This window comes from Curtobacterium sp. NPDC089991 (genome assembly GCF_044748425.1).
Taxonomy (GTDB): Bacteria; Actinomycetota; Actinomycetes; order Actinomycetales; family Microbacteriaceae; genus Curtobacterium.
Map to the genome: position 1 here is coordinate 413,429 of NZ_JBIVGB010000002.1, position 26,156 is coordinate 439,584.

22 protein-coding genes are annotated in these 26,156 nt (G+C 71.7%); 10 read left to right on the plus strand and 12 right to left on the minus strand.

Annotated features, from left to right (window positions below; genetic code table 11):
• Positions 1-9: 9 nt before the first annotated feature.
• The gene (locus ACIPV1_RS07155; protein WP_133937936.1) at positions 10-969 is read right to left on the minus strand and encodes an AraC family transcriptional regulator; all 960 of its coding nucleotides are present in this window, start codon (positions 967-969) and stop codon (positions 10-12) included.
• 49 nt (positions 970-1,018) lie between these two features.
• Positions 1,019-1,981 carry a sugar-binding transcriptional regulator gene (locus ACIPV1_RS07160; RefSeq protein WP_165901120.1) on the minus strand — a complete coding sequence of 321 codons (963 nt, stop codon included), beginning with the start codon at positions 1,979-1,981 and terminating at the stop codon, positions 1,019-1,021.
• A 191-nt stretch (positions 1,982-2,172) separates the two neighbouring features.
• Between ACIPV1_RS07160 and ACIPV1_RS07165 the strand changes: the two genes are divergently transcribed.
• Positions 2,173-3,951: an FAD-dependent oxidoreductase gene (locus tag ACIPV1_RS07165; protein WP_402726028.1), complete on the plus strand. Its 1,779-nt coding sequence runs from the start codon at positions 2,173-2,175 to the stop codon at positions 3,949-3,951.
• A 100-nt stretch (positions 3,952-4,051) separates the two neighbouring features.
• Here the strand turns inward: ACIPV1_RS07165 and ACIPV1_RS07170 are convergent, their stop codons facing one another.
• Together ACIPV1_RS07170 and ykgO are read right to left on the minus strand one after the other, a co-directional pair.
• Positions 4,052-4,708, minus strand: coding sequence for a histidine phosphatase family protein (locus tag ACIPV1_RS07170; RefSeq protein WP_402726029.1), 657 nt, complete (start codon positions 4,706-4,708; stop codon positions 4,052-4,054).
• A gap of 28 nt (positions 4,709-4,736) precedes the next feature.
• Positions 4,737-4,859, minus strand: a complete 123-nt coding sequence (gene ykgO / locus ACIPV1_RS07175) for a type B 50S ribosomal protein L36 (protein WP_022905672.1) — start codon at positions 4,857-4,859, stop codon at positions 4,737-4,739.
• Between the two features lie 57 nt (positions 4,860-4,916).
• Here ykgO and ACIPV1_RS07180 point away from each other — a divergent pair, with 57 nt between their 5' ends.
• The gene (locus ACIPV1_RS07180; RefSeq protein ID WP_402726030.1) at positions 4,917-5,945 is read left to right on the plus strand and encodes a GTP-binding protein; all 1,029 of its coding nucleotides are present in this window, start codon (positions 4,917-4,919) and stop codon (positions 5,943-5,945) included.
• 232 nt (positions 5,946-6,177) lie between these two features.
• Here ACIPV1_RS07180 and ACIPV1_RS07185 read toward each other — a convergent pair whose 3' ends face one another.
• Positions 6,178-7,710 (minus strand): MFS transporter, encoded by a 1,533-nt coding sequence (locus ACIPV1_RS07185; protein ID WP_123338750.1) that lies wholly within the window; start codon positions 7,708-7,710, stop codon positions 6,178-6,180.
• Between the two features lie 210 nt (positions 7,711-7,920).
• On the opposite strand from ACIPV1_RS07185, the gene ACIPV1_RS07190 reads away from it, so the two are divergent.
• The gene (locus ACIPV1_RS07190) at positions 7,921-8,445 is read left to right on the plus strand and encodes a DinB family protein (RefSeq protein ID WP_402726031.1); all 525 of its coding nucleotides are present in this window, start codon (positions 7,921-7,923) and stop codon (positions 8,443-8,445) included.
• 126 nt (positions 8,446-8,571) lie between these two features.
• Here ACIPV1_RS07190 and ACIPV1_RS07195 read toward each other — a convergent pair whose 3' ends face one another.
• Both ACIPV1_RS07195 and ACIPV1_RS07200 read right to left on the minus strand, forming a co-directional pair.
• Positions 8,572-9,534, minus strand: a complete 963-nt coding sequence (locus ACIPV1_RS07195) for a sugar-binding transcriptional regulator (RefSeq protein ID WP_402726032.1) — start codon at positions 9,532-9,534, stop codon at positions 8,572-8,574.
• Between the two features lie 25 nt (positions 9,535-9,559).
• Positions 9,560-10,432, minus strand: coding sequence for a GolD/DthD family dehydrogenase (locus ACIPV1_RS07200; protein ID WP_402726033.1), 873 nt, complete (start codon positions 10,430-10,432; stop codon positions 9,560-9,562).
• 105 nt (positions 10,433-10,537) lie between these two features.
• Here ACIPV1_RS07200 and ACIPV1_RS07205 point away from each other — a divergent pair, with 105 nt between their 5' ends.
• From ACIPV1_RS07205 to ACIPV1_RS07220, 4 genes are read left to right on the plus strand one after another with little or no spacing between them, the layout of a single operon-like run.
• Positions 10,538-11,668 carry a zinc-binding dehydrogenase gene (locus tag ACIPV1_RS07205; RefSeq protein WP_123672438.1) on the plus strand — a complete coding sequence of 377 codons (1,131 nt, stop codon included), beginning with the start codon at positions 10,538-10,540 and terminating at the stop codon, positions 11,666-11,668.
• 27 nt (positions 11,669-11,695) lie between these two features.
• The gene (locus ACIPV1_RS07210; RefSeq protein WP_207895492.1) at positions 11,696-13,012 is read left to right on the plus strand and encodes an MFS transporter; all 1,317 of its coding nucleotides are present in this window, start codon (positions 11,696-11,698) and stop codon (positions 13,010-13,012) included.
• 11 nt (positions 13,013-13,023) lie between these two features.
• Complete coding sequence (locus tag ACIPV1_RS07215) at positions 13,024-14,766, plus strand: dihydroxyacetone kinase family protein (protein ID WP_402726034.1); 1,743 nt, start codon at positions 13,024-13,026, stop codon at positions 14,764-14,766.
• Positions 14,763-15,245, plus strand: coding sequence for a ribose-5-phosphate isomerase (locus tag ACIPV1_RS07220; protein ID WP_123938530.1), 483 nt, complete (start codon positions 14,763-14,765; stop codon positions 15,243-15,245). Before ACIPV1_RS07215 ends, ACIPV1_RS07220 begins: the two co-directional genes overlap by 4 nt.
• A gap of 86 nt (positions 15,246-15,331) precedes the next feature.
• Here the strand turns inward: ACIPV1_RS07220 and ACIPV1_RS07225 are convergent, their stop codons facing one another.
• Positions 15,332-16,801, minus strand: a complete 1,470-nt coding sequence (locus ACIPV1_RS07225) for an FGGY-family carbohydrate kinase (protein WP_131921827.1) — start codon at positions 16,799-16,801, stop codon at positions 15,332-15,334.
• Positions 16,802-17,334: 533 nt separating this feature from the next.
• Here ACIPV1_RS07225 and ACIPV1_RS07230 point away from each other — a divergent pair.
• Genes ACIPV1_RS07230 through ACIPV1_RS07240 form a run of 3 tightly spaced genes read left to right on the plus strand, consistent with a single transcriptional unit; the run spans position 17,335 to position 20,277 of the window.
• Positions 17,335-18,411: an outer membrane lipoprotein carrier protein LolA gene (locus ACIPV1_RS07230; protein WP_402726035.1), complete on the plus strand. Its 1,077-nt coding sequence runs from the start codon at positions 17,335-17,337 to the stop codon at positions 18,409-18,411.
• 38 nt (positions 18,412-18,449) lie between these two features.
• Complete coding sequence (locus ACIPV1_RS07235; protein WP_402726036.1) at positions 18,450-19,412, plus strand: ABC transporter ATP-binding protein; 963 nt, start codon at positions 18,450-18,452, stop codon at positions 19,410-19,412.
• Positions 19,399-20,277 (plus strand): ABC transporter permease, encoded by an 879-nt coding sequence (locus ACIPV1_RS07240; RefSeq protein ID WP_173169249.1) that lies wholly within the window; start codon positions 19,399-19,401, stop codon positions 20,275-20,277. Before ACIPV1_RS07235 ends, ACIPV1_RS07240 begins: the two co-directional genes overlap by 14 nt.
• A 25-nt stretch (positions 20,278-20,302) precedes the next feature.
• Here the strand turns inward: ACIPV1_RS07240 and ACIPV1_RS07245 are convergent, their stop codons facing one another.
• The 4 genes from ACIPV1_RS07245 to ACIPV1_RS07260 form a co-directional block, all read right to left on the minus strand.
• Positions 20,303-21,364 carry an NADP-dependent oxidoreductase gene (locus ACIPV1_RS07245; protein WP_402726037.1) on the minus strand — a complete coding sequence of 354 codons (1,062 nt, stop codon included), beginning with the start codon at positions 21,362-21,364 and terminating at the stop codon, positions 20,303-20,305.
• 228 nt (positions 21,365-21,592) lie between these two features.
• Positions 21,593-22,507 carry a metallophosphoesterase gene (locus tag ACIPV1_RS07250; RefSeq protein WP_402726038.1) on the minus strand — a complete coding sequence of 305 codons (915 nt, stop codon included), beginning with the start codon at positions 22,505-22,507 and terminating at the stop codon, positions 21,593-21,595.
• 108 nt (positions 22,508-22,615) lie between these two features.
• Positions 22,616-25,195, minus strand: a complete 2,580-nt coding sequence (locus tag ACIPV1_RS07255; RefSeq protein ID WP_402726039.1) for a family 78 glycoside hydrolase catalytic domain — start codon at positions 25,193-25,195, stop codon at positions 22,616-22,618.
• Positions 25,196-25,257: 62 nt separating this feature from the next.
• A complete protein-coding gene (locus ACIPV1_RS07260; protein ID WP_402726040.1) occupies positions 25,258-26,118 on the minus strand; it encodes an AraC family transcriptional regulator in 861 nt (286 codons plus the stop codon).
• Positions 26,119-26,156 lie beyond the last annotated feature (38 nt).

The window sequence follows — 26,156 nt, forward strand, 5'->3', positions numbered from 1 at the left end:
TCACGGCGGTCAGCGCGTGCGGAGCGACTCGCTCGGCAGCTCGCCGAAGCGGGCACGGTACGTCGCCGAGAACCGCCCGAGGTGCCCGAAGCCCCACGACCGGGCGATCTCGGCCACCGAGGTCTCGTCACGCGCACCGCCGAGCAGGTCCGCCCGCGCACCGTCGAGCCGCACCTCGCGCAGCAGGTCGCCGGGCGTCTGGTCGAGGTGCCGTCGCAGGGACTGCTGCAGCCCGCGCGGGCTGAGCCCCGCCGCCGCGGCGATCTCCGGTGTGCCGATGGGTTCGCGGGCGTGCTCGTGCACGAAGTCGAGCGCCCGGCGGACGCGGCCGTGCTCCGGACCGCCGCCGGCCACGGTCGAGCGCCAGCGATCGCGCTGCGGGAACGCACGGATCGCAGCGGTCGCGAAGGCCTCGGCGATGTCGCGCTGCGCGATCGGGTCGAGGTCGTGGTCCACGTCGAGCCACGTCGACGAGTGCGTCCGGACCACGTCCTGCCACGCGGCCGTGCCCGCAGCCGTCGGGCGCTGCATCGGCTCGAAGGCGAAGTCGTCCTCACCGACCAGCGCCCGGACGAAGTCGCGGTCCAGGTGCACGAGGTTCAGCGCGATGTCGCGGTGGTGCAGGGAGTACGGCTCGGCGAACGGCAGCACGACGGGCACGCCGGCTTCGAGCGCCCAGGTCTCGCCGCCGCAGGTGATCCGGCTGGAGCCACTCCGCATCCAGGCCACCAGGAACTCGTCGTCGACCTGGCTCTCGCTGCGCAGGTCGACCATGAACCGCGACGACCGCAGCGACATCCGGTCGTCGCCGACGCCGGCGAAGTCCCAGTGCGCGGTGGGGCGGGTGCGCCGGACCGCGGGTGCCCGGAAGTCGTAGTCGCGCCCGAAGAAGGCGAGCGCCTGGTCGACGTCCGTGCCGACCACGCGACGGGAGTACCGGCCGCCCGGTCGGTCCATCGAGATCACCATGGCCGAGACCGTACCCCGCACCCCCGACAGAACCGGGTCACATCCTGACTCAGGGCTGCAGGATCGCCTGCCCGACGCTCTCGTCCAGGATCAGGTCCGTGACGAGCCCGGACGCCAGCGCACCCCGCAACGACGCGGCCTTCGACCGGCCCGCGACGACGCAGACCCGACGCGGAGCGCGCTTGATGGTGTCGAGGTCCGGCCCGCCGGCGCGCGCGTTCACGCCGATGTCCCGCCACGACCCGTCGGCCCGGTAGAACACCGTCGAGACGTCCCCGACGACCTGGGCCTTCGTGAGCTCGTCGCGGTCGGCGGGGTCGAGGTAGCCGCCGGAGTACACGTGCGACGGCACCGGGGCCTGCGGGGCGCCGACACCGAACACGACCAGGTCCATCCGCTCGTGCAGGTCGAGCACACGGCGGATCGAGCGCTCGCGGAACAGCGCCTCCTTCGTGGCGGGGTCGTCGAAGAACGCGGGCACCGGGAACTGCTGCACGAACGCGCCGTACGCCTCGCCGAACCGCCGCAGGATCTCCGAGGCGTAGACGATGCCCGTGGTCCGTGTGTTCGCGGCGCCGTTGATCTGCACGATCGTCGAGCCGTGGGTGGTCTTCGGCACGAGGTACCGGCTGACCGCGCTCACCGTCGAGCCCCACGAGATCCCGATCACCATGTTCGACTCGACGTACTGCGTCAGGATCCGGGCGGCGGACAGGGCGACCCGTTCCAGCCTGTCGACGTCGCTCGTGTGGTCCGGCACCGGGACGACGTGCGCGTGCACGCCGAACCGCGAGCGGATGCTGCGGCTCAGCGCGGCCGCCTGGTCCAGGGGTGAGCGGATCTGGATGTCGACGAGACCGGTGTCCCTGGCGTACTTCAGCAGGCGCGACACCGAGGACCGCGAGGTCGCGAGTTCGTCCGCGATGGCGTCCATCGTCAGGTCCTGCAGGTAGTACAGGTGGGCGGCGCGCAGCGCCTGCTGCGTGCGCATGGGCTGAGCCGCATCGCTCATGGTGCTCCGATCTGTCGAACGCAACCATGCACGGACGTGCAGGGCCTCTGCAACCCCTGTCGCGCCTCCCGGCCCCCGGATCGGAGCGCACGACACGTGTGCTGCACGTTCGTGCACGCAAGTTGCCCGACCTCCCAAACCGGCGCACGATCGATCCTGACCACGAGAACAGACGAAGGAAGCGACGAACCATGTCGAAGAAGACACAGCCCCGGAACACGGTGACCGCCCTCACCGAGCGCCCGAACGCGCAGGTCCTCGTCGTCGGCGGCGGCATCAACGGCATCGCCACGTTCCGCGACCTCGCGCTGCAGGGCGTCGACGTCGCCCTGGTCGAGCGCGGCGACTACGCCTCCGGTGCGTCCGCCGCGTCGAGCCACATGATCCACGGCGGCATCCGCTACCTCGAGAACGGCGAGTTCCGCCTGGTGCGCGAGAGCGTCCAGGAGCGCAACGGCCTCATCCGCATCGCCCCGCACTACGTCAAGCCGCTGCAGACCACGATGCCGATCTTCTCGACGTTCTCCGGCATCATGAACGCCCCGCTGCGCATGCTGACGCACAAGCAGCGCTCCACCAAGGAGCGCGGCGCGATGCTCATCAAGATCGGCATGACGATCTACGACTCCTTCTCGCGCGACGGCGGCTCCGTCCCGAAGCACGTCTTCCGCACCAAGAAGGCCGCGCTCGAGGACATGCCCGCCCTCAACAAGGACCTGAAGTACACGGGCACCTACTACGACGCGAGCGTGCACGAGCCCGAGCGCCTGGCCCTCGACGTCCTCAAGGACGGCATCGCCGCGGGCACCGGGACCGGCTCCGCCGCGACCGCCCGCGCGACGAACTACGTCGAGGCCGCCGGCACCCGCGACGGCGGCGTGCTGCTGCGCGACCGCGAGACCGGCGAGGAGTTCGTGTTCACCGCCGAGGTCGTCATCAACGCGTCCGGCCCCTGGACCGACCTGACGAACGAGGCGTTCGGCGGCGAGACGAAGTTCATGGGCGGCACGAAGGGCTCCCACATCGTCGTCCAGAACGACGAGCTGCTCGAGGCCACCAAGGGCCGCGAGCTGTTCTTCGAGAACGACGACGGACGCATCGTCCTCATCTACCCGCTCAAGGGCCGGGTCCTCATCGGCACGACCGACATCGACGCCGACCCCTCGAAGCCGGTCACGACCACCGACGAGGAGATCGACTACTTCTTCGGGCTCGTGAAGCACGTGTTCCCGCAGATCGACGTCACCCGCGACCACATCGTCTACAGCTACTCCGGCATCCGCCCGCTCCCCCGCCACGAGGACACCGCCCCCGGCTTCGTGTCGCGTGACTACCGGATCGTGGACACCCAGATCGCCGGGCTGCCGAAGTCGACCGTGCTGTCGCTCGTCGGCGGCAAGTGGACGACGTTCCGTGCCCTCGCCGCGCACCTGTCGACCGAGGCCACCACGAAGCTCGGCATGACCCGCAAGGTCGACACGACCGGCATGGCGATCGGCGGTGGCAAGGAGTTCCCCACCACCGACGCGCAGCGCGCCCTGTGGATCACCTCGCACCGTGACGGCCTGGACGAGTCCCTGGTCGAGGGCCTGCTGGAGCGCTACGGCACCCGTGCGGCCGAGGTCGTGGACGTCCTGACCGACGGCCCCGTCGAGGCGCTCGAGTCCGACCCGTCGCTCACCCGCGCCGAGGTCGCGTACTTCGCCGAGCACGAGCAGGCCGTCCACCTGGTCGACGTGGTGCTGCGCCGCACGAACCTGGCGTTCGTCGGTGGTGTCACGATCGACCTGCTCGACGAGCTGGCCGACGTGCTCGCCGGGGCGCTCGACTGGACGCCCGAGGAGCGCGCGGACGAGGTCCAGCGCACGCTCGACGTGCTGCGCGAGGCGCACCGCGTGATCGTGCCGCTGACGTCCGCAACGGCACAGGCGTCCGCAACGGCACAGGCGTCGGCGTCGCAGCTCGCGTAGTCGACGCGACCGCATTCAGACGGGAAGCCCGGTACCAGCTGGTACCGGGCCTCCCGTCGTTCGTCTGGTCTCGTTCCGTTCGCCCGGTCGCGATCGCGCGTCAGAACCGCTCGCCGGTCGGGTCCAGCGCGGTGCGGTCGATGAGCTGGTCACCACCGATCGGCTCGCCCTCCCAGTCGACCAGGTGCCAGCCGTCGGCGAAGGACCCCTCGAGCTCGACGATGCCGGTGTTCTCCAGGTGGCGCTTGGTGCCGAAGTGGTCCGGGGTGTTCTGTGCGGCCGCGCTGGCCCACGTGCGGATCGCCGCCCCGTGACTCACCGCCGCCGCCACGCCGACGCCGGTGGCTTCGATCTGCCGCACGGCGTCGTCGTACCGCTCGAAGAACTCGAGCCCGCTCTCCGCCCCCGGCATCCGGGTCGTGCGGTCCCCGCCGGACCAGCCGTGCACCGTCGAGATGTACAGCTGCACGGACACCTTGTCGCTCTTGCCCTGGGTGTCCCCGGCCTCGATCTCACGCAGACCGGGCAGCACGACGGGCTCGAGCCCGAGCGACGCCGCCAGGGGTGCCGCGGTGATCTGCGTCCGGACCATGGTGGAGGCGAAGAGCCGCTCGATCCCCCGGTCGGCCAGGGCTGCCGGCAGGGCATCCGCCTGCTGCTGGCCGAGCTCGGTCAGGCCGGGTCCGGGCACCACGGCGTCGAGGACACCGTTCACGTTCGCGGGGGTCTGGCCGTGGCGGATGAGCAGCAGTCGCATGGATCCACCCTACGGACCACCGCCGACGTCAGCCCTGGCGGGTGTTCCAGCGGGGGTTCTGCTTGTTGATGACGTAGACCCGGCCGCGGCGACGGACGACCTGCGAGCCCGGGATCTTCTTCAGTGCCTTGAGCGAGTTGCGGACCTTCATGGTTCTCCTCCGTCGGCGCTCTCTTGTTGAGAACGGTTTTCAGGTAGGGTACCCGACATGCGTGCTGCTGCCATCACCCTCGTCACCGCCCTCCACGAGGCCGACGCCGACCGCGTCGCCGCCCGGATCACCACCGGGCACCGGATGCACGTGGACGGGAGCGCGTTCGCAGCGGCCCGCGCGGTCGCCGAGCGGGCTGACCACCTCGACCGCGCCTGCGGCCCCGACGCCGACCACGGCCTCGTCGTCACGCTGCAGCCCGGCTCCGACGCCCGCGCCGTGGGCATGATGCTCGCGAACGCCGCCCGGAGCGAGACCGGTGACGACCGGGTGCTCCGGCACGTGGTCGGGGTACTGCGCGCCGACGACGTCGCCCACCTGCTGTGGTCCGACGTCGACGACGCGTTCGTGGCCGCCGACCGGGTGGCGTCCCTCGTCGAGTACGCGACCGTCATCGCGCTCGACCGTCTCGCTCCGCTGTCCCTCCGCCGCCGTCGCGCACTGGTCGCACTGCTGCACCGGCTCGCGCCGCAGGCCGTGATCGTGGCGCTGCCCGCACTCCGGACCGCGCGCGACCTGCCCGCGTCGAACGGCGGGGCCGCTCGGGTCCTGGCCTCGGGCGCCGGGTGGATGCGCGCCCTGTCGAGCGGCGCCGACACCGGCCGGGACGCCCGCGACGACCTGGTCGCGATGCGCTACCGGGAGCCGCTGCCGTTCCACCCTGGGCGACTGGCCACCGTGATCGAGCGGGACCTGGCCGCCGGCAGCTCGGGCCGGGTGCTCCGCTCGAAGGGGTTCTTCCGGCTCGCGTCACGCCCGGACCACGTCGGCTCGTGGTCGAGCTTCGGGGCGATGCTCGCGCTCGACCCCACCGCGAACCCGTCGTGGGATGCCGACGCCCCGATCGGGCAGGCGCTGTGGTTCGTCGGCGAGCGGCTCGACGTGCGGGCGATCGAACGTGCCCTCGACGGGGCGCTGCTCACGCCGCCGGAGCTGCTGGCCGGGCCGGACCTGTGGCGCGGGTGGGCGGACCCGTTCCCCGTGTGGCCGGCGGTGGACCCGGCGTCGGAGCACCGGCACGAGTGAGGCGGGTGCGTGCGGGTGCGTGCGTGCGCATCTTCCGACAGGACACGAGTCGATCGACGCGTGGATCGTCGCAGCATGCACACGCATCCCGTGCGTGCGCATCTTCCGACAGAACACGAGTCGATCGACGCGTGGATCGTCGCAGCATGCGCACGCACAGACGGGAGGCGCGGTGCAGGTCGGACCTGCACCGCGCCTCCCGCCCGTGGTCGCGTCGCGAGCGCCCCCAGCGTCAGCGCGCCGGCACGGCCTCGGCCTCGGCGGCGTCGCCCGCGGCCCGGGCGGCAGCGTCCTGCGCGGCGAACGGCAGGTCCCCCAGGTCCAGGTTCGGGTTCGTGTCCTGCGTGAGCACGAGTTCCTTCGCCTCGGCCTCGGTCTCCACCGCCGGCATCGAACCCGGCAGCGGACGGCGCGAGGACTCCTTCATGCAGAAGACGCCGATCGCACCGACCACGCTCATCGCCATCAGGAAGTACGCCGGGGCGAGTTCGTCCCCGGTCACGGTCAGCAGCGCCTGCACGATCAGGGGCGTGGTCCCACCGAAGACCGCGATGGCGATGTTGTAGGCGAAACCCATGCCGCCGTACCGCGTCGAGGTCGGGAACAGCGCCGGCAGCGACGCAGCCTGGTTCGACACCCACAGCGCGGTCATCAGTGCGAGCAGCCCGAGTCCGGCCAGCGTGGACCACTGCGCACCGTGCCCGATCAGCATGAACGCCGGCACGACGAGCACCACGGTCGTCGCGGCACCGATCCACATCACGACGCGTCGACCGAGCTTGTCGGACAGCTTGCCGGTGAGCGGGAGCATGACCGCCAGCAGCAGGAGCACCGGGATCGTCAGCAGTGTGCCGTCGAGCGGGGAGTACCCGAGCGAGTCGGTCAGGTAGGTCGGCATGTACGAGGTCAGGGCGTACCCGACGGTGTTCGACGCCGCGACGAGCATGATCGCGATGACGATCGGCCGCCAGTGGTCCCGGACCATCACGAGCACGTTCGCGGGACGCTCTCCGTCGAAGGACGCGCGGGTCTCGGACGCGGCCTCCTGCGCCGCCTGGGTCGCCTGGAACACCGGCGACTCCTCGATGCGCAGACGGAACCAGATCGCGACGACGCCGATCACACCGGCCGCCAGGAACGGGAAGCGCCAGCCGTAGGCGACCATCGCGTCCTCGCCGAGGGTGATCTGCAGCACCGAAACCACGGTCGCTCCGAGCGCGAAGCCCAGGTAGCTGCCGAAGTCCAGGATGCTCGCGAAGAACCCGCGGCGACGGTCCGGGGCGTACTCGGTCACGAAGGTCGTCGCACCGGCGTACTCACCGCCGGTGGAGAACCCCTGCGCCAGCTTCAGCACGACCAGCACGATCGGTGCGAACACCCCGATCGTCGCGTAGGCGGGCAGCGCTCCGATGAGGAACGTCGACGCCGCCATCATGATGAGCGTCGTCGCGAGCACCTTCTGGCGCCCGATGCGGTCGCCGAGACGGCCGAAGACGATGCCGCCGAGCGGACGGGCGATGTACGTCGCAGCGAAGACACCGAGGCTGAACAGGATCTGCACGGCGGGCTCGGCGGTCGGCAGGAAGACCTTCCCCATCGTGACCGCCAGGTAGCCGTAGACGCCGACGTCGTACCACTCCATCGTGTTGCCGACGACCATGCCGCTCACCGCGCGGCGCATCATGCTCTTGTCGACCACGGTGACGTCGCTCTCGCGCAGACGTCGGTGCGGCCGGGTCGGGGTATGGCTGGGATCGGAGCCCATGTCTCTCCTCGAGGATCGTGACGAGCCGGCAGGGACCGGCTCGGGCCGGTGGAGACCGGCTCAGGAACAGCGAGCGACGCTACCGAGCGACCGAAATGTCATTGGCCGGTGATTCCCAGGCAGCGGCGTGTCACCCGAACGGGGGGAGGGCCCGATCCGCATGCGCCTGCGGATCCGGAAGGCTGAGTAACGAGGACATAACATCGGCGCATGGCGATCGAACCCGAGACGAAGAGCTGGACCTGGGTCATCGAGGGCACCTGCCCCGAGTGCGGCTACGACGGCACCACGGTGTCGATCCGCGACGTGCCGGGGATCATCGACGCGAACACGACCGCGTGGCCGACCGCACTCGGCCGGGATGACGTGCGCGAGCGTCCCGACGACCACACCTGGTCGGCACTCGAGTACGGCGCCCACGTGCGCGACGTGCACCGGAAGATGACCGAGCGGCTCGCCCTGATGCTCAAAGAGGACGCCCCGACGTTCCCGAACTGGGACCAGGACGCCACCGCGGTCCAGGACCGGTACGGCCAGCAGGACCCGGCCGTCGTCGTCCGGGAGCTCGGCGAGGCCGCACACCGGGCAGCGCGGGCGTTCGACGAGGTCCGTGACGACCAGCTCGAGCGCACCGGACTGCGGTCGGACGGCAGCGCCTTCACCGTCGCGAGCCTCGCGACGTACTACGCGCACGACCCCGTCCACCACCTCTGGGACGTGCGGCGCACACACTAGGTTCGGGCGTACCTGCCCGAATCGGGCGTACCTGCCACGAAGAAACGACCAGGTATGCCCGAAAGCGCCTTCCATCGCGCCCGTTCTGGGAAGGAACGCGCACCTGCCAGGCGTCGAGCAGACCGCTCAGGCGAGCGCGTCGAGCACGGCGCGGGCCGTCGCGGCGTCCGACACCAGCTCGTTGACGAGCCCTCCGCGTACCGCGCCGACGATGCTGCCGACCTTGGCGCTGCCGACGGCGACGCCGACGGCGTGCGGCACACCGGACAGGACCTCGCGTGAGGTCCGGACCATCCGGTCACTGCCGGGGAACTCGATGGGCGAACCGTCCGCGGCATAGAAGTTGAGGCAGACGTCACCGGCGGCCTGGTCGAACGCGGCGTCCTCGACGGGGACGCCCCGCGCCAGGGCGTCGCGCGTCGGGGTCGGCGCCCCGATGCCGAGGATCGCGCCCTTCGCCCGGCCCCAGAGCCCGACGACGTGCTGGAAGGCCGGGTCCTCGTCGAGCGAGGAGCGCATCGCGGGCGACGGCAGCGCCTGCGCGAACAGGAAGGCGGGGATCGCTCCGGAGTGCTCCGCGGCGGTCCGGGTGATCTCGTTCGTCTGGAACCACGGCATCGGGTCGGCTTGCCCGCCCACCGTCGGGACGAGCTGCACGCCGGGCAGGCTCGGCATGCCGGCGTGTGCGACGTCGTACACCGTGCGGCCCGACGACATCAGGACGGCGTCGCCGGGGACGAGTCCCATGCCCTCGACCGCTGCGGCCAGGGGCGCGGCGAGGTCGGCGCCGAGCGTGGCGGTGTGCGTGACGGCGGCCAGGTGCACCGCTCGGATGCCGAGCACGACCTGCAGCCGTTCGGCGAGCGCGACGGTCTCGTCCTGGAACGGGTCGACGACCTCGATGCGTACGAGTCCGGCCTTGCGCGCCTCGGCCACGAGCCGCGACACCGTCGGACGCGAGACACCGAGGCGCGAGGCGATCTCGACCTGGGTGGCGTCCTCGAGGTAGTACATCCGCGCCGCCTGGTACACGGTGTCGAGCGGGAACCGGGTCCGGGCACCCTCGGCGGCAGGGTTCTCGGCGGACATGCGCCGATCGTATCCCCGGCACACCTCAGCGGATCGTGAACCCGCCGTCCACCCGGAGGTCGGCGCCGTTCACCATCGCGCTCGACTCCCCCGCCAGGAACAGCACCGCGGCGGCGATCTCGTCGGGGGTGGCGAAGCGGCCGGTGGGGATCTCGTCCTGGTGCCGGATGCCGTTCTCGTTCGCCCACGCGGCACGGCCGAGGTCGGTGAGCACGACGGTCGGCGACACGGTGTTGACGGTGACGCCGCGACCGCCCCACTCGAGCGCGAGCACACGGGTGAGTCCGATGACGCCCGCCTTCGAGGCGCAGTACGCGGCGTGCCCGTCGATGCCGACGTGCGCGGCCTGCGAAGCGATGTTCACCACGCGCCCGTACCCGGCGGCGAGCATGTGCCGACCGACGGCCTGGGCGACGCGGAAGGTGCCGGTCAGGTTGACGTCGATCGTCCTCGACCAGGTCTCGGCGGACAGTTCGTCCGCCGGAGCGAGTGCGGCGATCCCGGCGCAGTTGACGAGCACGTCGACGCGACCGAAGTGCGCGACGACGTCGGCGACGGTGCGCGCCACGGACGTCTCGTCCGTCACGTCGCAGCCGAACCCGGCATGGAGGCCCGCGGCCGCGGCCGGCGCATCGGTCGCGGCGGGTGCGTCGGCCGCGCCCGGTGCATCGGTCGCGGCCGGCAGGTAGGCCGCCGCCGTCGTTGCGCCGTCCGCACGGACGTCGACGATCGCGACCCGCGCACCCCGTGCGGCGAGTGTCCGGGCGATGGCGTGCCCGATGCCGGAGGCACCGCCGGTCACCACTGCGGTGCGACCGGTGAAGTCGTTCGTCAGGTCGACGGTGTCCGGGCCCGGGCGCAGGGCTGCGGCGAAGTCGGTGGTGGTGCTGGTCGTCATGTTCGCTCCTTTGCGTCGGGTCGAACCTAGCAGAAATTGTGTTCTGGACAAACGTTCTGCGAGGTGTACAGTCGTCGCCGAAGCCATCCAACGAAGGAGCAGCGCATGTCGACGACGACCGAGAACGCGGCCACGACCGCCACCACGACCATCCCCACGACGATGCGAGCCGTCGTCGTCCACGGCCCGGGCGACTACCGGCTCGAGGAACGCCCCGTGCCGACGCCCGGTCCCGGCGAGCTCCTGCTCCGCACCGACGCCGTCGGCATCTGCGCGAGCGACCTGAAGTGCTACCACGGCGCCGCGAAGTTCTGGGGTGACGAGAACCGCGCCGCCTGGGCCGAGACGGACCGCATCCCCGGGCACGAGTTCGTCGGCACGATCGTGTCCGGCGACGACGACACCCTGGCGAAGCGGAAGGTCTCACTCGGCGACCGCATCGCGTGCGAGCAGATCGTGCCGTGCTGGGAGTGCCGGTACTGCCTCGAAGGCGCGTACTGGATGTGCAACGTCCACGACATGTTCGGCTTCAAGGGCTACGACGGCGCGATGGCCGAGTACGTGCTCGTCCCCGCCAAGGCCCTGACCCACCCGGTGTCGAGCGCCCTGCCCGGTCAGGTCGCCGCGTTCGCCGAGCCGCTGTCCTGCGCGTTCCACGCCGTCGAGCGGGGCGACATCAAGTTCGGCGACACCGTCGTGATCGCCGGCGCCGGACCGATCGGCCTCTCCGCCATCGCCGGTGCTCGACAGAAGAACCCGCTCCGGATCATCGCGCTCGACGTGGTCGAGGCGAAGCTCGAGCTGGCACGCAAGGTCGGCGCGGACCTGACGATCAACATCGCCGAGGACGACGCGGTCGCCCGGGTCAAGGAGCTCACCGACGGCTACGGCGCCGACGTCTACATCGAGGCGACCGGCCACCCGTCGGCGGTGCCCCAGGGCCTCAACCTGCTGCGCAAGCTCGGCACCTTCGTCGAGTACTCGGTGTTCAAGGACGCCGTCTCCGTCGACTGGTCGATCATCTCGGACGACAAGGAGCTCGACGTCCGGGGCGCCCACCTCGGCCCGCACACCTGGCCGGCGGCGATCAAGCTGCTCGAGGCCGAGACCCTGCCGATGTCGGAGATCTGCACGCACCAGTTCCCGCTCGAGCGGTTCCAAGAGGCCCTCGACCTGGTCGGCGACTCCGCCGGCGCGAGCGTCAAGGTCTCGATCCTCCCGTCCCTGCAGGCCTGAGCCCGCCGACCCCTGGAGTCAGCAAGCATGTCAACGACGACACAGCGCGCCACCGGTGCGCCCACGACCCCTCGCGCCGAGGGCCGCCTCGACCGGATGGGGATCCCCCGCCCGCTCGCCCTCGGGTTCGTCGCCGTCCTGGTCTTCATGACCGGGAACGGCGTCGAGTCGAACTTCATCACCCCGCACATGGTCGCGGTCCTCGGCAGTCCCGAGGCCACCGTCGCGACGATCGTGACCTTCTACAGCCTCGCCGCCCTGATCGGCAGCTACGTCTCCGGCGCCCTCTCCGACCTGATCGGGCCGCGCCGGGTGATGATCCTCGGGTTCGCCGTCTGGGTCGTCTTCGAGGTGCTCTTCCTGCTCGCGCTGAACATCGGCAGCGTGCCGTTCGCGGCCGTCGCCTACGCCGTCCGGGGCTTCGGCTACCCGCTCTTCGCCTTCGCGTTCCTGGTCTGGGTGAACATCACCACCCCGGTCGAGCGGAACGGTTCGGCGGTCGGCTGGTTCTACGTCGCCTTCACGGGTGGCCTGCCGACGCTCGGTTCCCTCTTCGCGATCGGCGCCATCCCGGTGTTCGGCGGCGGCACGATCGGTGAGACCGGCGCGATGGTCGCCTCGATCGGCCTCGTCGTGATCGGCTTCCTCATCATGCTGTTCGGCGTGCGGCTGCCGAACGGGTTCTCCCGCATCGCACCGGCCGGTGAGAGCGCCTGGCAGGTGCTGACGAGCGGCATCCGCCTGACCGTCACCCGGCCGAAGATCCTGATGGGCTTCCTGGTCCGCCTGATCAACACCGCGCCCGAGTTCGGCATGTTCGTCGTCCTGCCCGCCGTGATCGCGAACGAGCGCGGGTGGGGCCAGAGCCGCTGGCTGCTCATGACCGTGTGCGTCTACGCGACGAACATCCTGGTGAACGCCCTGTTCGGCTGGGTCGGCGACAAGATCGGCTGGCAGCGCACCGTCAAGTGGTTCGGCATCGTCGGGTCCGCCCTCGGCCTCATCGCCTGGTGGTATGTCCCACAGCTCGTCCCCGCCGGGTCGGACTGGGGCTACGTGCTCTCCGTCGTCGCCGGCTGCGTGTTCGGCTGCCTGCTCGCCGGCTTCGTGCCGATGGGCGCGATCATGCCGGCGCTCGCCCCCGAGCACAAGGGCGCCGCGATGGCGATGTACACGACGGCGGCCGGCGGCGCGGCGTTCCTCGGCACCGGTGTGGTCGCCGCGGTCTTCGCGCTCGGCGGTGGCGGTCAGGCCGCGACCTGGACGTTCGTCGGCCTGTACGCCTGCGCGTTCGTGATGATCCACTTCCTCAAGGTGCCGCAGGGCACCCGCACCTCCCACTGAAGGACTCCAGCATGACCACGATCCACGACGCCCCCGACGAGTTCGCCGAGGACCAGCTCGCCGGCTGGCTCGCGCTCTACGCCGACCGCGTCCGCGGCGTCCACGGCGGCGTCGTCACCCTGCCCACCGAGGGCGCCGACCCCCAGGTCGCGGTGGTCGTCGGCGGCGGTTCCGGCCACTACCCCGCGTTCTGCGGGATCGTCGGCCCGGGGTTCGCCACCGGCGCCGTCGTCGGCAACGTCTTCACCTCGCCGTCCACCGCGCAGGTGTACTCGGTCGCCAAGGCGGCCGACCAGGGGAAGGGCGTCGTGCTGTCGTTCGGCAACTACGCCGGTGACACGATGAACTTCGGGCTCGCCGCCGAGCGGCTGCGCGCCGAGGGCATCGACACCCGGATCGTCGTGGTCACGGACGACATCGCGAGCGCCGACGAGGAGTCGAAGCGCCGTGGCATCGCCGGGGACTTCTCGGTCTTCAAGGCGATGGGTGCCGCGGCCGCCGCGGGCGCGGACCTCGACGAGGTCGAGCGCCTCGGCAACGCATCGAACGCCGCCACCCGCACGATCGGTGTCGCGTTCTCCGGGTGCACCATGCCCGGCGCCACCGAGCCGCTCTTCACCGTGCCCGACGGCCACCTCGGACTCGGGCTCGGCATCCACGGCGAGCCCGGCATCGAGGACGTCCCACTGCTCCGCGCGACCGACCTCGCGGGGCTGCTCGTCGAACGGCTGCTCGCCGACCGACCGGCGAACGCGGGTACCCGGGTCGCCCCGATCCTGAACGGCCTCGGCGACACGAAGTACGAGGAACTGTTCCTGCTCTGGGGACGCGTCCTCCCGCTGCTGCGGGACGCCGGCCTCGAGATCGTCGAACCCGAGGTCGGTGAACTCGTCACGAGCCTCGACATGGGCGGCTGCTCGCTGACCCTGCAGTGGCTCGACGACGAGCTCGACCCCCTGTGGCGTGCCGACACCTACACGCCCGCGTACCGCAAGGCGGCCGCGCCGATCGCAGCGTTGCTGCCGGCCGACGCGGTGGACGACGCCGAGGACGAGGCGACGGTCGTGCCGGACGCGAGTGATGCCTCCCGGCAGGCCGCGCAGACGGCACGCGACGCGATCGAGGCGATCGACGCGCTCCTGCGGGAGCACGAGGAGGAGCTCGGCCGCATCGACGCCGTCGCCGGCGACGGCGACCACGGACGCGGCATGGTCAAGGGGATCGGCGCGGCTCGGAAGGCAGTCGACCGGGTCGGCCAGGAGGCAGGGGTCGCCTTCGTCCTCGGACGCGCCGGTGACGCGTGGGCCGAGTTCGCGGGCGGCACCTCGGGAGTCCTGTGGGGTGCGGCACTCGAGGCCTTCGGACGGTCGCTGCGCGACGACCGCTCCGCGTACGAGGCGTCCGACGTCGTGGAGGCCGCACAGGCCTTCGCCGACTCGATCGTCCACCTGGGCGGGGCGTCCCGCGGGGACAAGACGCTGCTCGACGCACTGCTGCCGTTCGTGGATGCACTGCGGACCTCGGTGTCGGCTGGCTCCTCGCTCACCGACGCGTGGCAGGCTGCAGCGGAAGTCGCTCGTCACGAGGCCGACAAGACAGCCGACCTCACGCCGAAGGTCGGGCGTGCCCGGCCGCTGGCGGAGAAGAGCCTGGGGACACCCGACGCGGGTGCCACCTCGATGGGGATGATCCTCACGCGGGTCGGCGAAGTCCTCGCTGCCCGTGCGAACGAACTGGAAGGAACACACGCATGACGTACCGTCTCGTGATCGGCTCGGACGATGCCGGGTTCGACTACAAGGAGATCATCAAGCAGGACCTGCAGGCCGACCCGCGGGTGGCGTCGGTCGTCGACGTCGGCGTCGACGCGGACGGGCACACCGCGTACCCGCACGTGGCCGTCGACGCAGCGCGACTCGTCGCGTCGGGTGAGGCCGACCGCGCGATCCTGATCTGCGGCACCGGACTCGGCGTCGCGATCGCGGCGAACAAGGTCCCGGGCATCCGCGCCGTCACCGCGCACGACTCGTTCAGCGTCGAGCGTTCGGTCCTGTCGAACGACGCCCAGGTCCTCTGCATGGGCCAGCGGGTCGTCGGCGTCGAGGTCGCCCGCCGGATGGCGAAGGAGTGGTTGGGCTACGAGTTCGACCGGACGAGCGCGAGCGCCTCGAAGGTCCAGGCCATCTGCGAGTACGACGGCAGCGCGCCCGCCGGCGTCGACGCCCAGGCGTAGGCGCGGCGGCACTCCCGCGGAACCAGGTTCCGGACACAGCACCGTGCATCTGCGCGGTGCTGTGTCCGTTGCGCGGTGTCGAACGGTCAGCTGCGCGCGGCTAGCCGGTGCACGACGGCCTTCGTCGCCTCGTAGAGCTCGCGGTAGTCGCGGTACCCGGGCTCGTAGGCCGCCGTCGCGACGGGGTCCGGCTCGATGACCGTGGCCGGCGGGTTCCACTGCCGGATGTCGACGTCGGCCACGAGCTGCGCCGCCAAGAACGCCGACCCGTACGACGCTCCCACGGTCACCGACGGCACCGTCTGCCGCAGCCCGGTCACGTCGCTCACGATCGTCGGCCAGAGCCGTCCGAGCAACCCGCCGCCGGCCCCGACGAGCTCGCGGACCTCGACCCCGGCCGCACGCAGTACCTCGATGTTGTGCCGGACCGCGTAGGCCGTCGCCTCGAGCGTCGCCCGGTAGATGTCCCCACGCGTGTGCCGCACCGTCAGCCCGGCGATCACCCCGCGCGCGTCCGGATCGGCGATGGGCGTCCGCTCCCCCGCGAAGTACGGCAGCATCAGCAGCCCGTTCGCGCCGATGCCCGCACACCGAGCCTCTTCGAGCATCGTCGGCCACTCGCCGTCGACCAGCCGACGCAGCCAGTCGGTGATCGCCCCGGAGGTCGCCATCCCACCCGACACGCTCGGCTGTCCCGGGTGCGTCCCGACCGTCGTCCACATGCCCGGCACCGGCGTCGGCTCGGCGGTCGGCGCGATCATGAACATCGTGGTGCCGTACTGCAGGAACATCCGGCCCGGCACGGACTCCCCGACGCTCACGCCCTCCGCCCATGCGTCGATGGTGCCGGCCGTCACGGGGATACCGACCGGGAGGCCCGTGGCCGCGGCCGCCTCGCGCGTCACCACGCCCGCCTGGTCGCCGGACCACAGCAGCCGCGGCAGGGGCAGGCCGGGCGCGAGCTGCTCGCACCACTCGGTGATCCAGGTGTTCTCGTGGACGTCGTAGAGCGGGGTGGTCTGGCTGGCCGAGTGGTGGTCGAGGACGTACTCCCCCGTCAGCAGCTCCACCACGCGTGACGCCGGCATCGTGAACCGGACCGCCCGCTCCCAGACGTCGGGCTCGTGGCGGGCGACCCACGCGAGCTTCGCGCCGGCGGCCTGGGTGCTCAGTCCGGAGCCACACCGGGCGCGGATCGTGTCCTCGCCCCCGAGCTCCGCCGTGACCTCGTCGAGCAGGTCGGCCGTCCGGGTGTCGATGCCGTACAGGACCGCCGGGCGCAGCGGATCACCCGCGTCGTCGGTCAGCAGGACGCAGGGGCCGATGCCGCTCACGCCCACGGCCTGCACGTCGGCATCCGGGACGAGCGCGAGGAGCTCGTGCGTCAACGTCGTGAACTCGTCCCACCACACCGCCGCGTCCATCTCGACAAGGCCTTGGGCCGGACGGTCGACGTCGTGCCGACGGCTCACCTCGGCGATCACGGTGCCGTCGAACCGGGCCAGCAGCGCCTTCGTGCTCGACGTCCCGATGTCCAGACCGAGCACCGCCCGCATGCCGCCTCCTTCGCCGCCACGCGACCGCCGTCGGTCGCGTCCCGAGTCTACGAACCTTCCGCGGGCCGCCAGATCGACTCCAGACCCCAACTCTCCGGCGCGCCGAGATCCGCAGCGCGCGGTCGAAGGCCATCAGGGAACGGGCGTGCTCGATCGACGCTCCGGTTCGGTACGTCTCACGCAGCGTGATGTGCCCCGCGACTTCGCATCCACGATCAACGGAGTCCGGCTGTCGGAGCGGGTGGAGGTAGCCCCGTCAGGCGGTAGTAACCGACTCTGCTCGACCTGCTGATCCAGCGTGAGCCAGGGCTTCGAGTACTCGACCACCACACCCCCAGGTGAAAAGAAAATCAGCCCGGGCCGAATGGCGACGGGCTGATCGTGATGGGTCCGATCATACCGGAGGTTGACGACGCGGTGGGGTCCGATGAACGAGTGTGGACAACATGTTCTCCCCAGTCGAGACGCCCAGCGTCCTGTCGGGGGCCGGACGTACCGTACTCACGACTCCGATGCTCCACGAGGGGAACCCGATGAAGAAGTCAGCCTGGCTGCCAGCAGTCATCGCGCCGGTGGTCGTCGCCGGCGCCGTCGCCGCCCCGATGATCGCGAACGCGGCGAACGACCCGATCGCGGGGACGAACCCGACCGCGGCCGACGTCATCGCCAGCATCGCGAAGTCCTCGGACGCGCAGTACTCCGGCAAGCTCTCGCAGTCGAGCGACCTGGGACTCCCCGAACTGCCGACCGGTTCCGGCGGCTCCTCGCTCGAGGGCGACGCCTCGGACGTGCTCGGGCTGCTCACCTCGTCGCACACCGCCCGCGTGTACGTCGACGGCGCCGACAAGCAGCGCGTGCAGTTGACGCAGCAGCTCGCCGAGCAGGACGTGGTCCGCAACGGGTCCGAGGTCTGGACCTGGGACTCGAAGGAGCGCACGGCCACGCACGTGACCCTGCCCTCCGACACCGCGAAGGACCCGCAGGACGGCACCACCACGCCGACCGACATCGCCGAGCAAGCCATCGACGCCATCACCCCCAGCACCACGGTCTCGAAGCCGACCGAGGTCAGCGTCGCGGGTCACGACGCCTGGCAGATCACGCTGACGCCGAAGTCCTCCGACACCCTGGTCGGCACCGTCCGACTGGCGGTCGACCAGCAGACCGGGCTCCCGCTGCGCGCGACGATCCAGGCCGCCGGGCAGGACGACCCCGCGGTGCAGGTCGGGTTCACGAGCCTCGACTACGGCGCCCCGGCCGCACGGCTCTTCGACTTCACTCCCCCGTCGAACGCGAAGGTCACCGAGAAGGACCTGTCCGACGCCGAGCACGGTGCGCACGCGAAGGGCGACCACGCCCGCGGCGCGCACGACGGTGACGAGCCGACCTTGACGGGCGAAGGCTGGGGCACGATCGCCGAGCTCCCCGCCGGCACGGTGGACCAGTCGTCCCTCGGTGACGAGGCGTCGGGCCTGCTCGGCCAGCTCACGAAGGCCGTCGACGGCGGCCGTGCCGTCCAGACCTCGCTCGTGTCGGTCTACCTGACCGACGACGGCCGGGTCCTCGCCGGCGCCGTGCCGGTGTCGTCGCTGGTCGCCGCCGCGAAGTGAGCACACCGGAACCCGCGCACACGACGGAACCGGCCGCCGTGGACGCGACCCGTCCGTCCACGGGCACCGAGCTCGCGATCCGCACCACGGGCCTCCAGAAGGTCTTCCGCAAGCAGCGCGCCGTCGACGGCATCGACCTGTCGGTGCCGCGCGGCGCGGTGTTCGGGTTCCTCGGGCCGAACGGTTCCGGCAAGACGACCACGATCCGGATGCTCCTCGGGCTGTCGAGCGCGACCGGCGGGACGATCGAGGTGCTCGGTCAGTCGATGCCGAAGGCGCTCCACCAGGTGCTGCCGCGCGTCGGTGCCCTGGTCGAGGGGCCGGCGTTCTACCCGTACCTGTCCGGGCGCGCGAACCTGCAGCGCTTCGACGCGGCCGACCCCACGTCGGACCCGCGCACCCGCAAGGCCCGCGTGGCCAGCGCCCTCGACCGTGTCGGCCTGACGCACGCGGAGGACAAGAAGGCGCACGCGTACTCGCTCGGCATGAAGCAGCGACTGGGCCTGGCGAACGCACTGCTCTCCCCGCGCGACCTGCTGGTGCTCGACGAACCGACGAACGGCCTCGACCCGCAGGGCACGCGCGAGGTCCGCAACCTCATCCGGTCCCTGGCGGACGACGGCACGACGGTGTTCGTGTCGAGCCACCTGCTCGCCGAGATCGAGCAGGTCTGCACCCACGCCGCGGTGATGCGCACCGGCAAGCTCGTCGCGCAGGGCGAACTCGACGAGCTGCGGTCCGCCGGAGCACGTACCGTGACCGTCCGCACGCCCGACGTCGGGCAGGCCGGCAGCGTCCTGAGCCGGCTCGGGCTCGTCCCCCGGCACGACGGCGGCGCGGACGTCCTGGTCGCCGACCTGCCGCACGAGCTGCTGCCCGAGACCATCACCGCCGAACTCGTCCGCGCCGACGTCCGCGTCCGTGGGCTGACGGTCGGCGGCGGCACGCTCGAGGACCTGTTCGTCGCGCTCACCGGAGAGGGCTTCGATGTCGCTGCCTGACACTGCCCGTGCACTGCCCGACGCCGAGGCCGATGCCGAGGCCCCGCGCCGCCAGCGTCCCTTCGCCCTGCTCGGCTCCGAACTCGCGCTGGTGTTCCGACGTCGCCGTACCTGGGCGATGCTCGGGGCGCTCGCGCTCGTCCCCGTCCTGATCGCGGTCGCCGTGAAGCTGACGACCGACGGTGACGACGGCGGCCCGGCGTTCCTCGGCGACATCACCAACAACGGCCTGTTCGTGGCGTTCACCGCGTTGACGGTGTCGATCCCGCTGTTCCTGCCCCTCACGGTGGGCGTCGTTGCGGGCGACACCGTCGCGGGCGAGGCCAGCCACGGCACCATCCGCTACCTGCTCGTCGCACCGACCGGCCGGGTGCGGTTCATCTTGGTCAAGTTCGCCGGCGCGGTCGCGTTCTGCCTGGCGGCGACGCTGCTCGTGGTGCTCGTCGGTGCGGCGATCGGTGCCGTGCTGTTCCCGATCGGTCCGGTCACGCTGCTGTCCGGCACCCAGGTCGGCGGAGCGTCGTACGCCGGTCGGGCACTGCTCCTCGCCCTGTACGTGGCGATGTCGATGCTCGGACTCGTGGCGATCGGCATGTTCGCCTCGACACTGACGAACGTGCCGGTCGGGGCGATGGCCGCGACGGTGGTGCTGGCCGGGGCCTCCCAGGTCCTCGACCAGCTGCCCCAGCTCGACTGGCTGCACCCGTACCTGTTCTCGCACCAGTGGCTGGGGTTCGGCGACCTGCTCCGCGACCCGATCTCGTTCGACTCGTTCGGGTCGAACGCACTGCTGCAGCTCGGCTACGTCGTCGTGTTCGGCGCGCTGGCGTACAGCCGGTTCGCCTCGAAGGACATCCTGAGCTGAGCCCGACCGCCGAGCCCGACCGCCGTCAGCTCGCCGGACTCGCTGAGCCGCCCGCCATCGTCTCCGCCTCCGAGCCGCGCGCATCCGCGTACCGGTCCCGCAGGTCGCGGGCCTTCTCGGAGCGGTACCAGTCGAGCCGTGCTCCGGTCTCGACCGTCTGCATCCCGATGACGACCTTGCCGCGTGACTTCATCTCGGCGAGGTCCTCGTACGCCTCGACGATGTACTCGAACGGGTAGAAGCCCGAGATGAGCACCTGGAAGCGACGTTCCTGCAGGGCCTTCGCCAGCAGGGTCAGGAGTTCCCGGGTCTCCTCGTCCTCTGCCGGGGCGCGCAGGAACCGCAGCTCGATGTCGCGCCGTTCCTCCGAGGACACGAAGCGCTCGTCCCTGACCCCGAGGCGTTCGGCCAGGAGCTCGGCATTGCTCTCCCCGTGGTTGTCGATGAAGGCGGTGATCGGTCGGCCGTCCGCGATCGCTCGGATGCGGTCTTCCTCGCCCTCGCCGTACACGACCGGCAGCGTGCCGATCTGCCGCAGGTAGTCGTGGTTGCGTGCACTGCCGAGGGTGATCACGGTCGCACCGGCGTCGTGCGCCAGCTGGCTCTCGATGTGGCCGACACCGCCCGCTGCAGCGGTGATGACGACCGTGTCGTCGGGTCCGAGGCGGAGCGATCGCACCACCGACACCGCCGTGCACCCGGCCAGGTACAGGCCACCGGCGACCTCCCACCCGACGTACTCCGGCTTCTTGATGACGGCACCACGCGGCACCGCGATCCAGTTCGCGTGCGAGCCTCCCTGGGGCGCGTGCCCCATGACCTCGTCACCCACCCGCAGGTCCTTCACGCCGTCGCCCCGCGCCCGGACGATGCCGGCGAAGTCGACGCCCTGCCGTGCCGGGAACTCGAGCTCGATGTGGTCCCGGAGCTTCCCCTCGCGCAGGAAGCGCTCGATGTGGTTCAGCCCGGCGGCGACGATCTCGACGACGATCTCGCCGGGGCCGGCCGTCGGCTTCTCCTGGGGGACGAGCTCGACCACGCTGAAGTCGCCGTACCGGTCGTACTGGACTGCCTTGCCGTTCCGCATGGGTGCTCCTTTGCTGGCGTGTGCCTCCGGCCTACTCGGTTTCCCCGCGTGCAGCCCGAGCAGGCGGGGTACCGGCCGTGGGCGGTACCGACGAGCGGACGGGAGGCCCGTGGCGGCGCCGCCACGGGCCTCCCGTCCGTCGGTCGCGCACGTCCAGTGCGCCTCGCGCGCCCGGTGCGCGTCGCGCGCTCACTGCACGCCGGCCGCTCGGTGCTTGCCGGCTGCCGCTCAGTGCTTGCCGGCTGCCGCGATGACGGACGCGACGGTCTCGGCGTCGAGGTGGAACGCGAGCGGGTCGGTGTCGGGGCGTGGGACGCGCAGCGGCGTCGACCAGACGGAGCCGTCCTCGGCGACGTCCACGACGAGGGCGCCGCTGTCGGCGTACGCGGATTCCTGGTCGTAGGCGCCGGTGACGTCCGTGTCGTTCGCGACCCCGGGGGCGACGAGGACCGGGACGCCGGCCAGCGAGCCGGCGAAGTGGTGGTGGTAGTGCCCGCCCAGGACCACGCGCACGTCGGAACCCCGGATCACGTCGGCGAGCGCCTCGGGGTTCTGCAGCCGGAGCGCCTCGTGCAGCTCGGTCGGGGCCGGCAGGGGCGGGTGGTGCAGGACGACGACCGTGCCGTGCGGGGCGTGGTCCCCGGCGAGTGCGGTGCGGAGCCGTTCGAGGCTGGCGTCACTGAGCTCGCCGTAGCCGGCACCCGGCACGCTCGTGTCGACCGTGACGATCCTCCGGCCGGCGACGAGCGACTGCCCCCACACCGGCACCGTCGGCGGGTGGTACTCCATCGTGTGCATGACGGGGCGGCCGCCCTCGCCGAGGACGTGGCCGTTGGACAGCACCTGGCGGAAGCCCTCGCGCAGGTCGTGGTTGCCCGGGACCGCGACGAGGGCGGCTCCGTGGCGTTCGGCCCATCCGCCGACCCGCTCGAGGACGGCGGCGTAGGACTCGGGGCTGCCGTCCTCGGAGACGTCGCCCGAGATGACGACGAGGCCGATGCCGGGCACTCCGTCGACGCGGGCGAGCACGCCGTCCAGCGCTGCTGTGGTGTCGACGGACCCCTGGTGCAGGGCGCCGTCGCCGGTCAGGTGGGTGTCGGAGAGGTGGAGGACGCGGAGGGTTCCTGCTGCGGGCGGCTGCATGGGGTCCACGGTAGCCACGGGGGCGATGGGCGGGCTGGGCGGGGCGGGGTTGGGTCGGGGGCGCTTCGTGAGCGGGGGCGCTTCGTGAGCAGGAATGGTCGGGTCGGGTCACCCCACCCGACCGTTTCTGCTCACGAAGTGACTCGTGCCGGGGCCGGCGACGTGCTGCGTGCCGTCGGGCAGGACGACGTCCGCGCCGGAACCGGGCGGCACCGTCACGGTGAGGGACACGGTGCCGTCATCGGCGGTCCACGCCACCGCGGCGTCGCCGTACGGGGTCCGCACCGTGCACGATGCCGACCCGACCGGGCCGCACACCGCGGGTGCCACGGTGAACCGCCGCCACCCGGCCTCGGTCGGTCGGATCCCCGCGACCCACCCGGTGAGCCAGTCGTCGACCGTCCCGAGGAAGTAGTGGCCGTGCGACCGTGCCGCCAGGTCCCAGTGCTCGAACATCGACGTCGCCCCGGCCTCGCGCCAGGCGCCCCACGACGGCGGCGAGGTCTGCCGGGCGACGGCGAGCGCGAGGTCCGGGTAGCCGGCGTCGGTCAGGACGGGCAGCAGCCACTTCGTCCCGATCGCCCCGGTGTCCAGGTGGTCGCCGCGGGCCCGGACGTCGGCGGCGAGCGCCGCGGCCACGGCTGCCCGGTCGGACGGGGCGCGCACGACGTCGAACGCGAGGGCGAGCACCTGGTGGGACTGTCGGAATCCCTCGTCGTGTTCGCCCCGGACCGCGCCGTCGTGCAGGAACGCCTCGGTGAACGCCGCGCGGACGTCCTCTGCGGCCGTTCGTGCCCAGGACCCGTCGCGCCCGAGCACGTCGTCGATCGCGGCGACGGTGTCGAGGATCCGGACGAGGAACGCGGTGGCCGGCACGCGGGAGTCCTCGGGTGGGTTGCCGCCGCCGGGGCTCGTGCCGGGGGCGACCCAGTCCCCGAGGATCGTGTCGGCGATCCCCCCGGGCGACCGGTCGGCCTCGAAGCGCGCGTACTCCTCGATGACGTCGACGTGCTGCTCCAGCACTGCGGGGTCCCCGGTGTGGCGGTACACGTCCCACGGCACGGTGACGAGCGCTGCGTGCCACACGGGTGCGCGGGTGTCGACGCCGAACACGCCGGCGTTGGGGGCGATCAGCGCGGGCGGGTGCCCCGGTGCGACGGTCTCCGCGAGGTCACCGACCCACTTCGTGAGCACCGCCGCGGTGTCGAGGTTCGTCAGGAACATGTCCGCGCCGACCGCTGCGTCGCCGGTCCACCCGTTCTTCTCGTACTTCGGGGTGTCGGTCGGGTACCCGTGCAGGTTGTTCTCCATCGTGTGCACGGTCGCGTCGTGCACCCACTGCAGCAGGGCGTCGTCGGTCCGGAAGTCCGCGCGCCGTGCGACGTCGGTGCGCACCACCCGGGCGACGACGTCGGACGGAGCAGGACCGGACGCGTCCGGCCACCCGGAGAGCTGCACGAACCGGAACCCCTTGTACGAGAAGCGTGGCTCCCACCACCCGCCACGGTCGTCGAGGGTGACCTCGTCGGTCTGGAACCCGTCGGCGAAGTAGTGGTTGTCGTCGTCGGCGTTCGGCAGTCCGTCAGCGCGCAGCCGTTCGCCCGAGCGGATCCGGACCGTCCGGCCCGCGGCACCGGCTGGCAACCGCAGACCGACCCAACCGGCGATCACCCGCGGGAAGGCCACGACCCACTCCCCCGGTGCGGCTTCGGTGACCGAGGTGGCCGCGAGCTCCTCGACGATCCGGATCGGCTGCTCACGTCGCGCCTCGAGCGCCCCGGCCGGGCCGGGGACGACGGTGGCTGGCTGCGGGACCGCTGCCAGCGACCCGCCGACGCGACGGCGCAGGTCCGCCAGCTCGCCGCCGTACAGGTCGTCCAGGAGGATCGTGCCGGCCCGCGCGGTCCAGTCCGGTCCGGTGGGCAGCACCTCCACCGCGCCGCCGTCACGCTCGATCCGGAGCACCGCACGGACCGAGGGCTCGGCGTGCCACGGCGCCCGTTCCCACGCCCAGACGTTCGCGTTCGTCATGCCGTGGAAGCCGCGGCCGAGTTCGAGACCGACCTCGTGCGCGTTGCCGTCGCCGAGCGCCGCCGTCAGGTCGTGCACGACCACCTGGACCCGGCGGTCCCAGTGCGTCGTGGTCGGCGCCAGGACCTCGTCGGTGGCGAGCGCCCCGTCGACGCGCACGTCGGCGTGGCCCCCGGCGGCGAGGGCGAGCAGTACCCGTTCGATCGGCGGTCCGGCCGGCACACCGATCGAGAGCACCGGTGCGGCGAAGCTGCCGTCCGCGCTGCGTTCGCGCGGACCCCGGCCGTCGTCGACGGCGTCACGCGCGGCGGCTCCGGCGCTGGCCGGGCCTCCGATCCAGCGTGCTCCGGACCACTCGGCGGCGGCGAGCGGTGCCGGGGTGAACCTGCCGCGTACCACGGCGACGCCCGTGGCGGACTCCACCCGGGCCTCCCAAGCGTGTTCGGTCCACGCGGTGAACCGCAGGTCGGACGGCGAACGCAACCAGGGTGTCGGCGTCTCCGTGCGGCCGGAGTCCCAGACGACGCGGTCGGCGTCCCGGACCACCACCTGCGCAGCGGTCTGGGTCTCGTCGGGACGCCAGGCGAACCGCAGGCCGCACTGTGCGGTCCCGATCGGGTCGTGTTGGCCGTCGACGTCGTGGTCCAGGAGCTCCATCGCACCTCCAAGGTCGGATGAAACGATTCAGGACGATCCGCGCGCTGTCAACCCGTGCGGCATCAAGGTCGGATGCGGTCGGTGCCGTAGCGACTCGGCGGGACTCCGAACGCGTCACGGAACGCCCGCGAGAAGTACAGCGGGTCGGCGAACCCGACTGCGGCGGCGACCTCGCCGACCCGGAGTCCGCTCGTCAACAGCAGTTCGGCTGCCTCTCGCATCCGGGTCTCGCGCACCCAGCTCGACACCGACGACCCGAGGTGCGCAGCGAACAGCCGGCCGGCCGTCGACTCACTGCAGTCGCCGGCGGTGGCGATCTCGGCGACGGTCATCGGGCGCTGCAGGTTCCGGAGCACGAAGTCCGTCATCCGGTCGAGCGCGACCGGGACCGTCTCGTGTTCGTCCTCGCGTGCGGCGCGGGTCTCGGCGAGCACGACCGCCCCGAGCGCGCGGAACACCGACTCGTCGAACGGGCCGTCGGCGAACCGTTCGACGACGTACCGGCCGAGCGACCCGAGGCGACGCGCAACGCTGCTGCGCCCGGGCCAGAGGATCGGGAGGTCCACGCCGTCGGGGTCGTCGGAGCGTGCGGAGTCGTCCAGCACCTGGTCACCGGGCGCGTGCGCGACCTCGGGGACGACCGGCCGACCGTGCGCATGGCGCGGGACGACGTGCACCGTCCCCAACCGGAACGGCGAGCGGTCGTCGGCGCGGTAGGCGACGTCGTGGCTCCACGGCAGCCGGAGGACGTCGCCGGCGGTCAGGTGGAACCGCTGCCCGGTGGACTCGACCACCCCGCTCCCGCTCAGCACCCAGAGGCAGCACACGCTGTGCACCCACAGGTGGTGGATCTGCTCACCCGGGCGGAAGCGGTACCAGTTCGCTGCGACGACGACGGGGCCGGCGGCAGCGCGTTCGTCCATGCGGACACTGTACGCATCGGTGCAGGTGGACCAGCGTT

What these genes read in the sequence shown, in the direction of transcription:
- ACIPV1_RS07210 (WP_207895492.1), top strand. Translation starts at nt 11,696, where the DNA reads ATGTCAACGACGACACAGCGCGCCACCGGTGCGCCCACGACCCCTCGC.
- ACIPV1_RS07205 (WP_123672438.1), top strand. Translation starts at nt 10,538, where the DNA reads ATGTCGACGACGACCGAGAACGCGGCCACGACCGCCACCACGACCATC.
- ACIPV1_RS07220 (WP_123938530.1), top strand. Translation starts at nt 14,763, where the DNA reads ATGACGTACCGTCTCGTGATCGGCTCGGACGATGCCGGGTTCGACTAC.
- ACIPV1_RS07170 (WP_402726029.1), bottom strand. Translation starts at nt 4,708, where the DNA reads ATGCGACTGCTGCTCATCCGCCACGGCCAGACCCCCGCGAACGTGAAC.
- ACIPV1_RS07180 (WP_402726030.1), top strand. Translation starts at nt 4,917, where the DNA reads ATGCGTGCTGCTGCCATCACCCTCGTCACCGCCCTCCACGAGGCCGAC.
- ACIPV1_RS07230 (WP_402726035.1), top strand. Translation starts at nt 17,335, where the DNA reads ATGAAGAAGTCAGCCTGGCTGCCAGCAGTCATCGCGCCGGTGGTCGTC.
- ACIPV1_RS07190 (WP_402726031.1), top strand. Translation starts at nt 7,921, where the DNA reads ATGGCGATCGAACCCGAGACGAAGAGCTGGACCTGGGTCATCGAGGGC.
- ACIPV1_RS07215 (WP_402726034.1), top strand. Translation starts at nt 13,024, where the DNA reads ATGACCACGATCCACGACGCCCCCGACGAGTTCGCCGAGGACCAGCTC.
- ACIPV1_RS07165 (WP_402726028.1), top strand. Translation starts at nt 2,173, where the DNA reads ATGTCGAAGAAGACACAGCCCCGGAACACGGTGACCGCCCTCACCGAG.
- ACIPV1_RS07200 (WP_402726033.1), bottom strand. Translation starts at nt 10,432, where the DNA reads ATGACGACCAGCACCACCACCGACTTCGCCGCAGCCCTGCGCCCGGGC.
- ACIPV1_RS07195 (WP_402726032.1), bottom strand. Translation starts at nt 9,534, where the DNA reads ATGTCCGCCGAGAACCCTGCCGCCGAGGGTGCCCGGACCCGGTTCCCG.
- ykgO (WP_022905672.1), bottom strand. Translation starts at nt 4,859, where the DNA reads ATGAAGGTCCGCAACTCGCTCAAGGCACTGAAGAAGATCCCGGGCTCG.
- ACIPV1_RS07160 (WP_165901120.1), bottom strand. Translation starts at nt 1,981, where the DNA reads ATGAGCGATGCGGCTCAGCCCATGCGCACGCAGCAGGCGCTGCGCGCC.
- ACIPV1_RS07185 (WP_123338750.1), bottom strand. Translation starts at nt 7,710, where the DNA reads ATGGGCTCCGATCCCAGCCATACCCCGACCCGGCCGCACCGACGTCTG.
- ACIPV1_RS07260 (WP_402726040.1), bottom strand. Translation starts at nt 26,118, where the DNA reads ATGGACGAACGCGCTGCCGCCGGCCCCGTCGTCGTCGCAGCGAACTGG.
- ACIPV1_RS07245 (WP_402726037.1), bottom strand. Translation starts at nt 21,364, where the DNA reads ATGCGGAACGGCAAGGCAGTCCAGTACGACCGGTACGGCGACTTCAGC.
- ACIPV1_RS07250 (WP_402726038.1), bottom strand. Translation starts at nt 22,507, where the DNA reads ATGCAGCCGCCCGCAGCAGGAACCCTCCGCGTCCTCCACCTCTCCGAC.
- ACIPV1_RS07255 (WP_402726039.1), bottom strand. Translation starts at nt 25,195, where the DNA reads ATGGAGCTCCTGGACCACGACGTCGACGGCCAACACGACCCGATCGGG.
- ACIPV1_RS07155 (WP_133937936.1), bottom strand. Translation starts at nt 969, where the DNA reads ATGGTGATCTCGATGGACCGACCGGGCGGCCGGTACTCCCGTCGCGTG.
- ACIPV1_RS07225 (WP_131921827.1), bottom strand. Translation starts at nt 16,801, where the DNA reads ATGCGGGCGGTGCTCGGTCTGGACATCGGGACGTCGAGCACGAAGGCG.
- ACIPV1_RS07240 (WP_173169249.1), top strand. Translation starts at nt 19,399, where the DNA reads ATGTCGCTGCCTGACACTGCCCGTGCACTGCCCGACGCCGAGGCCGAT.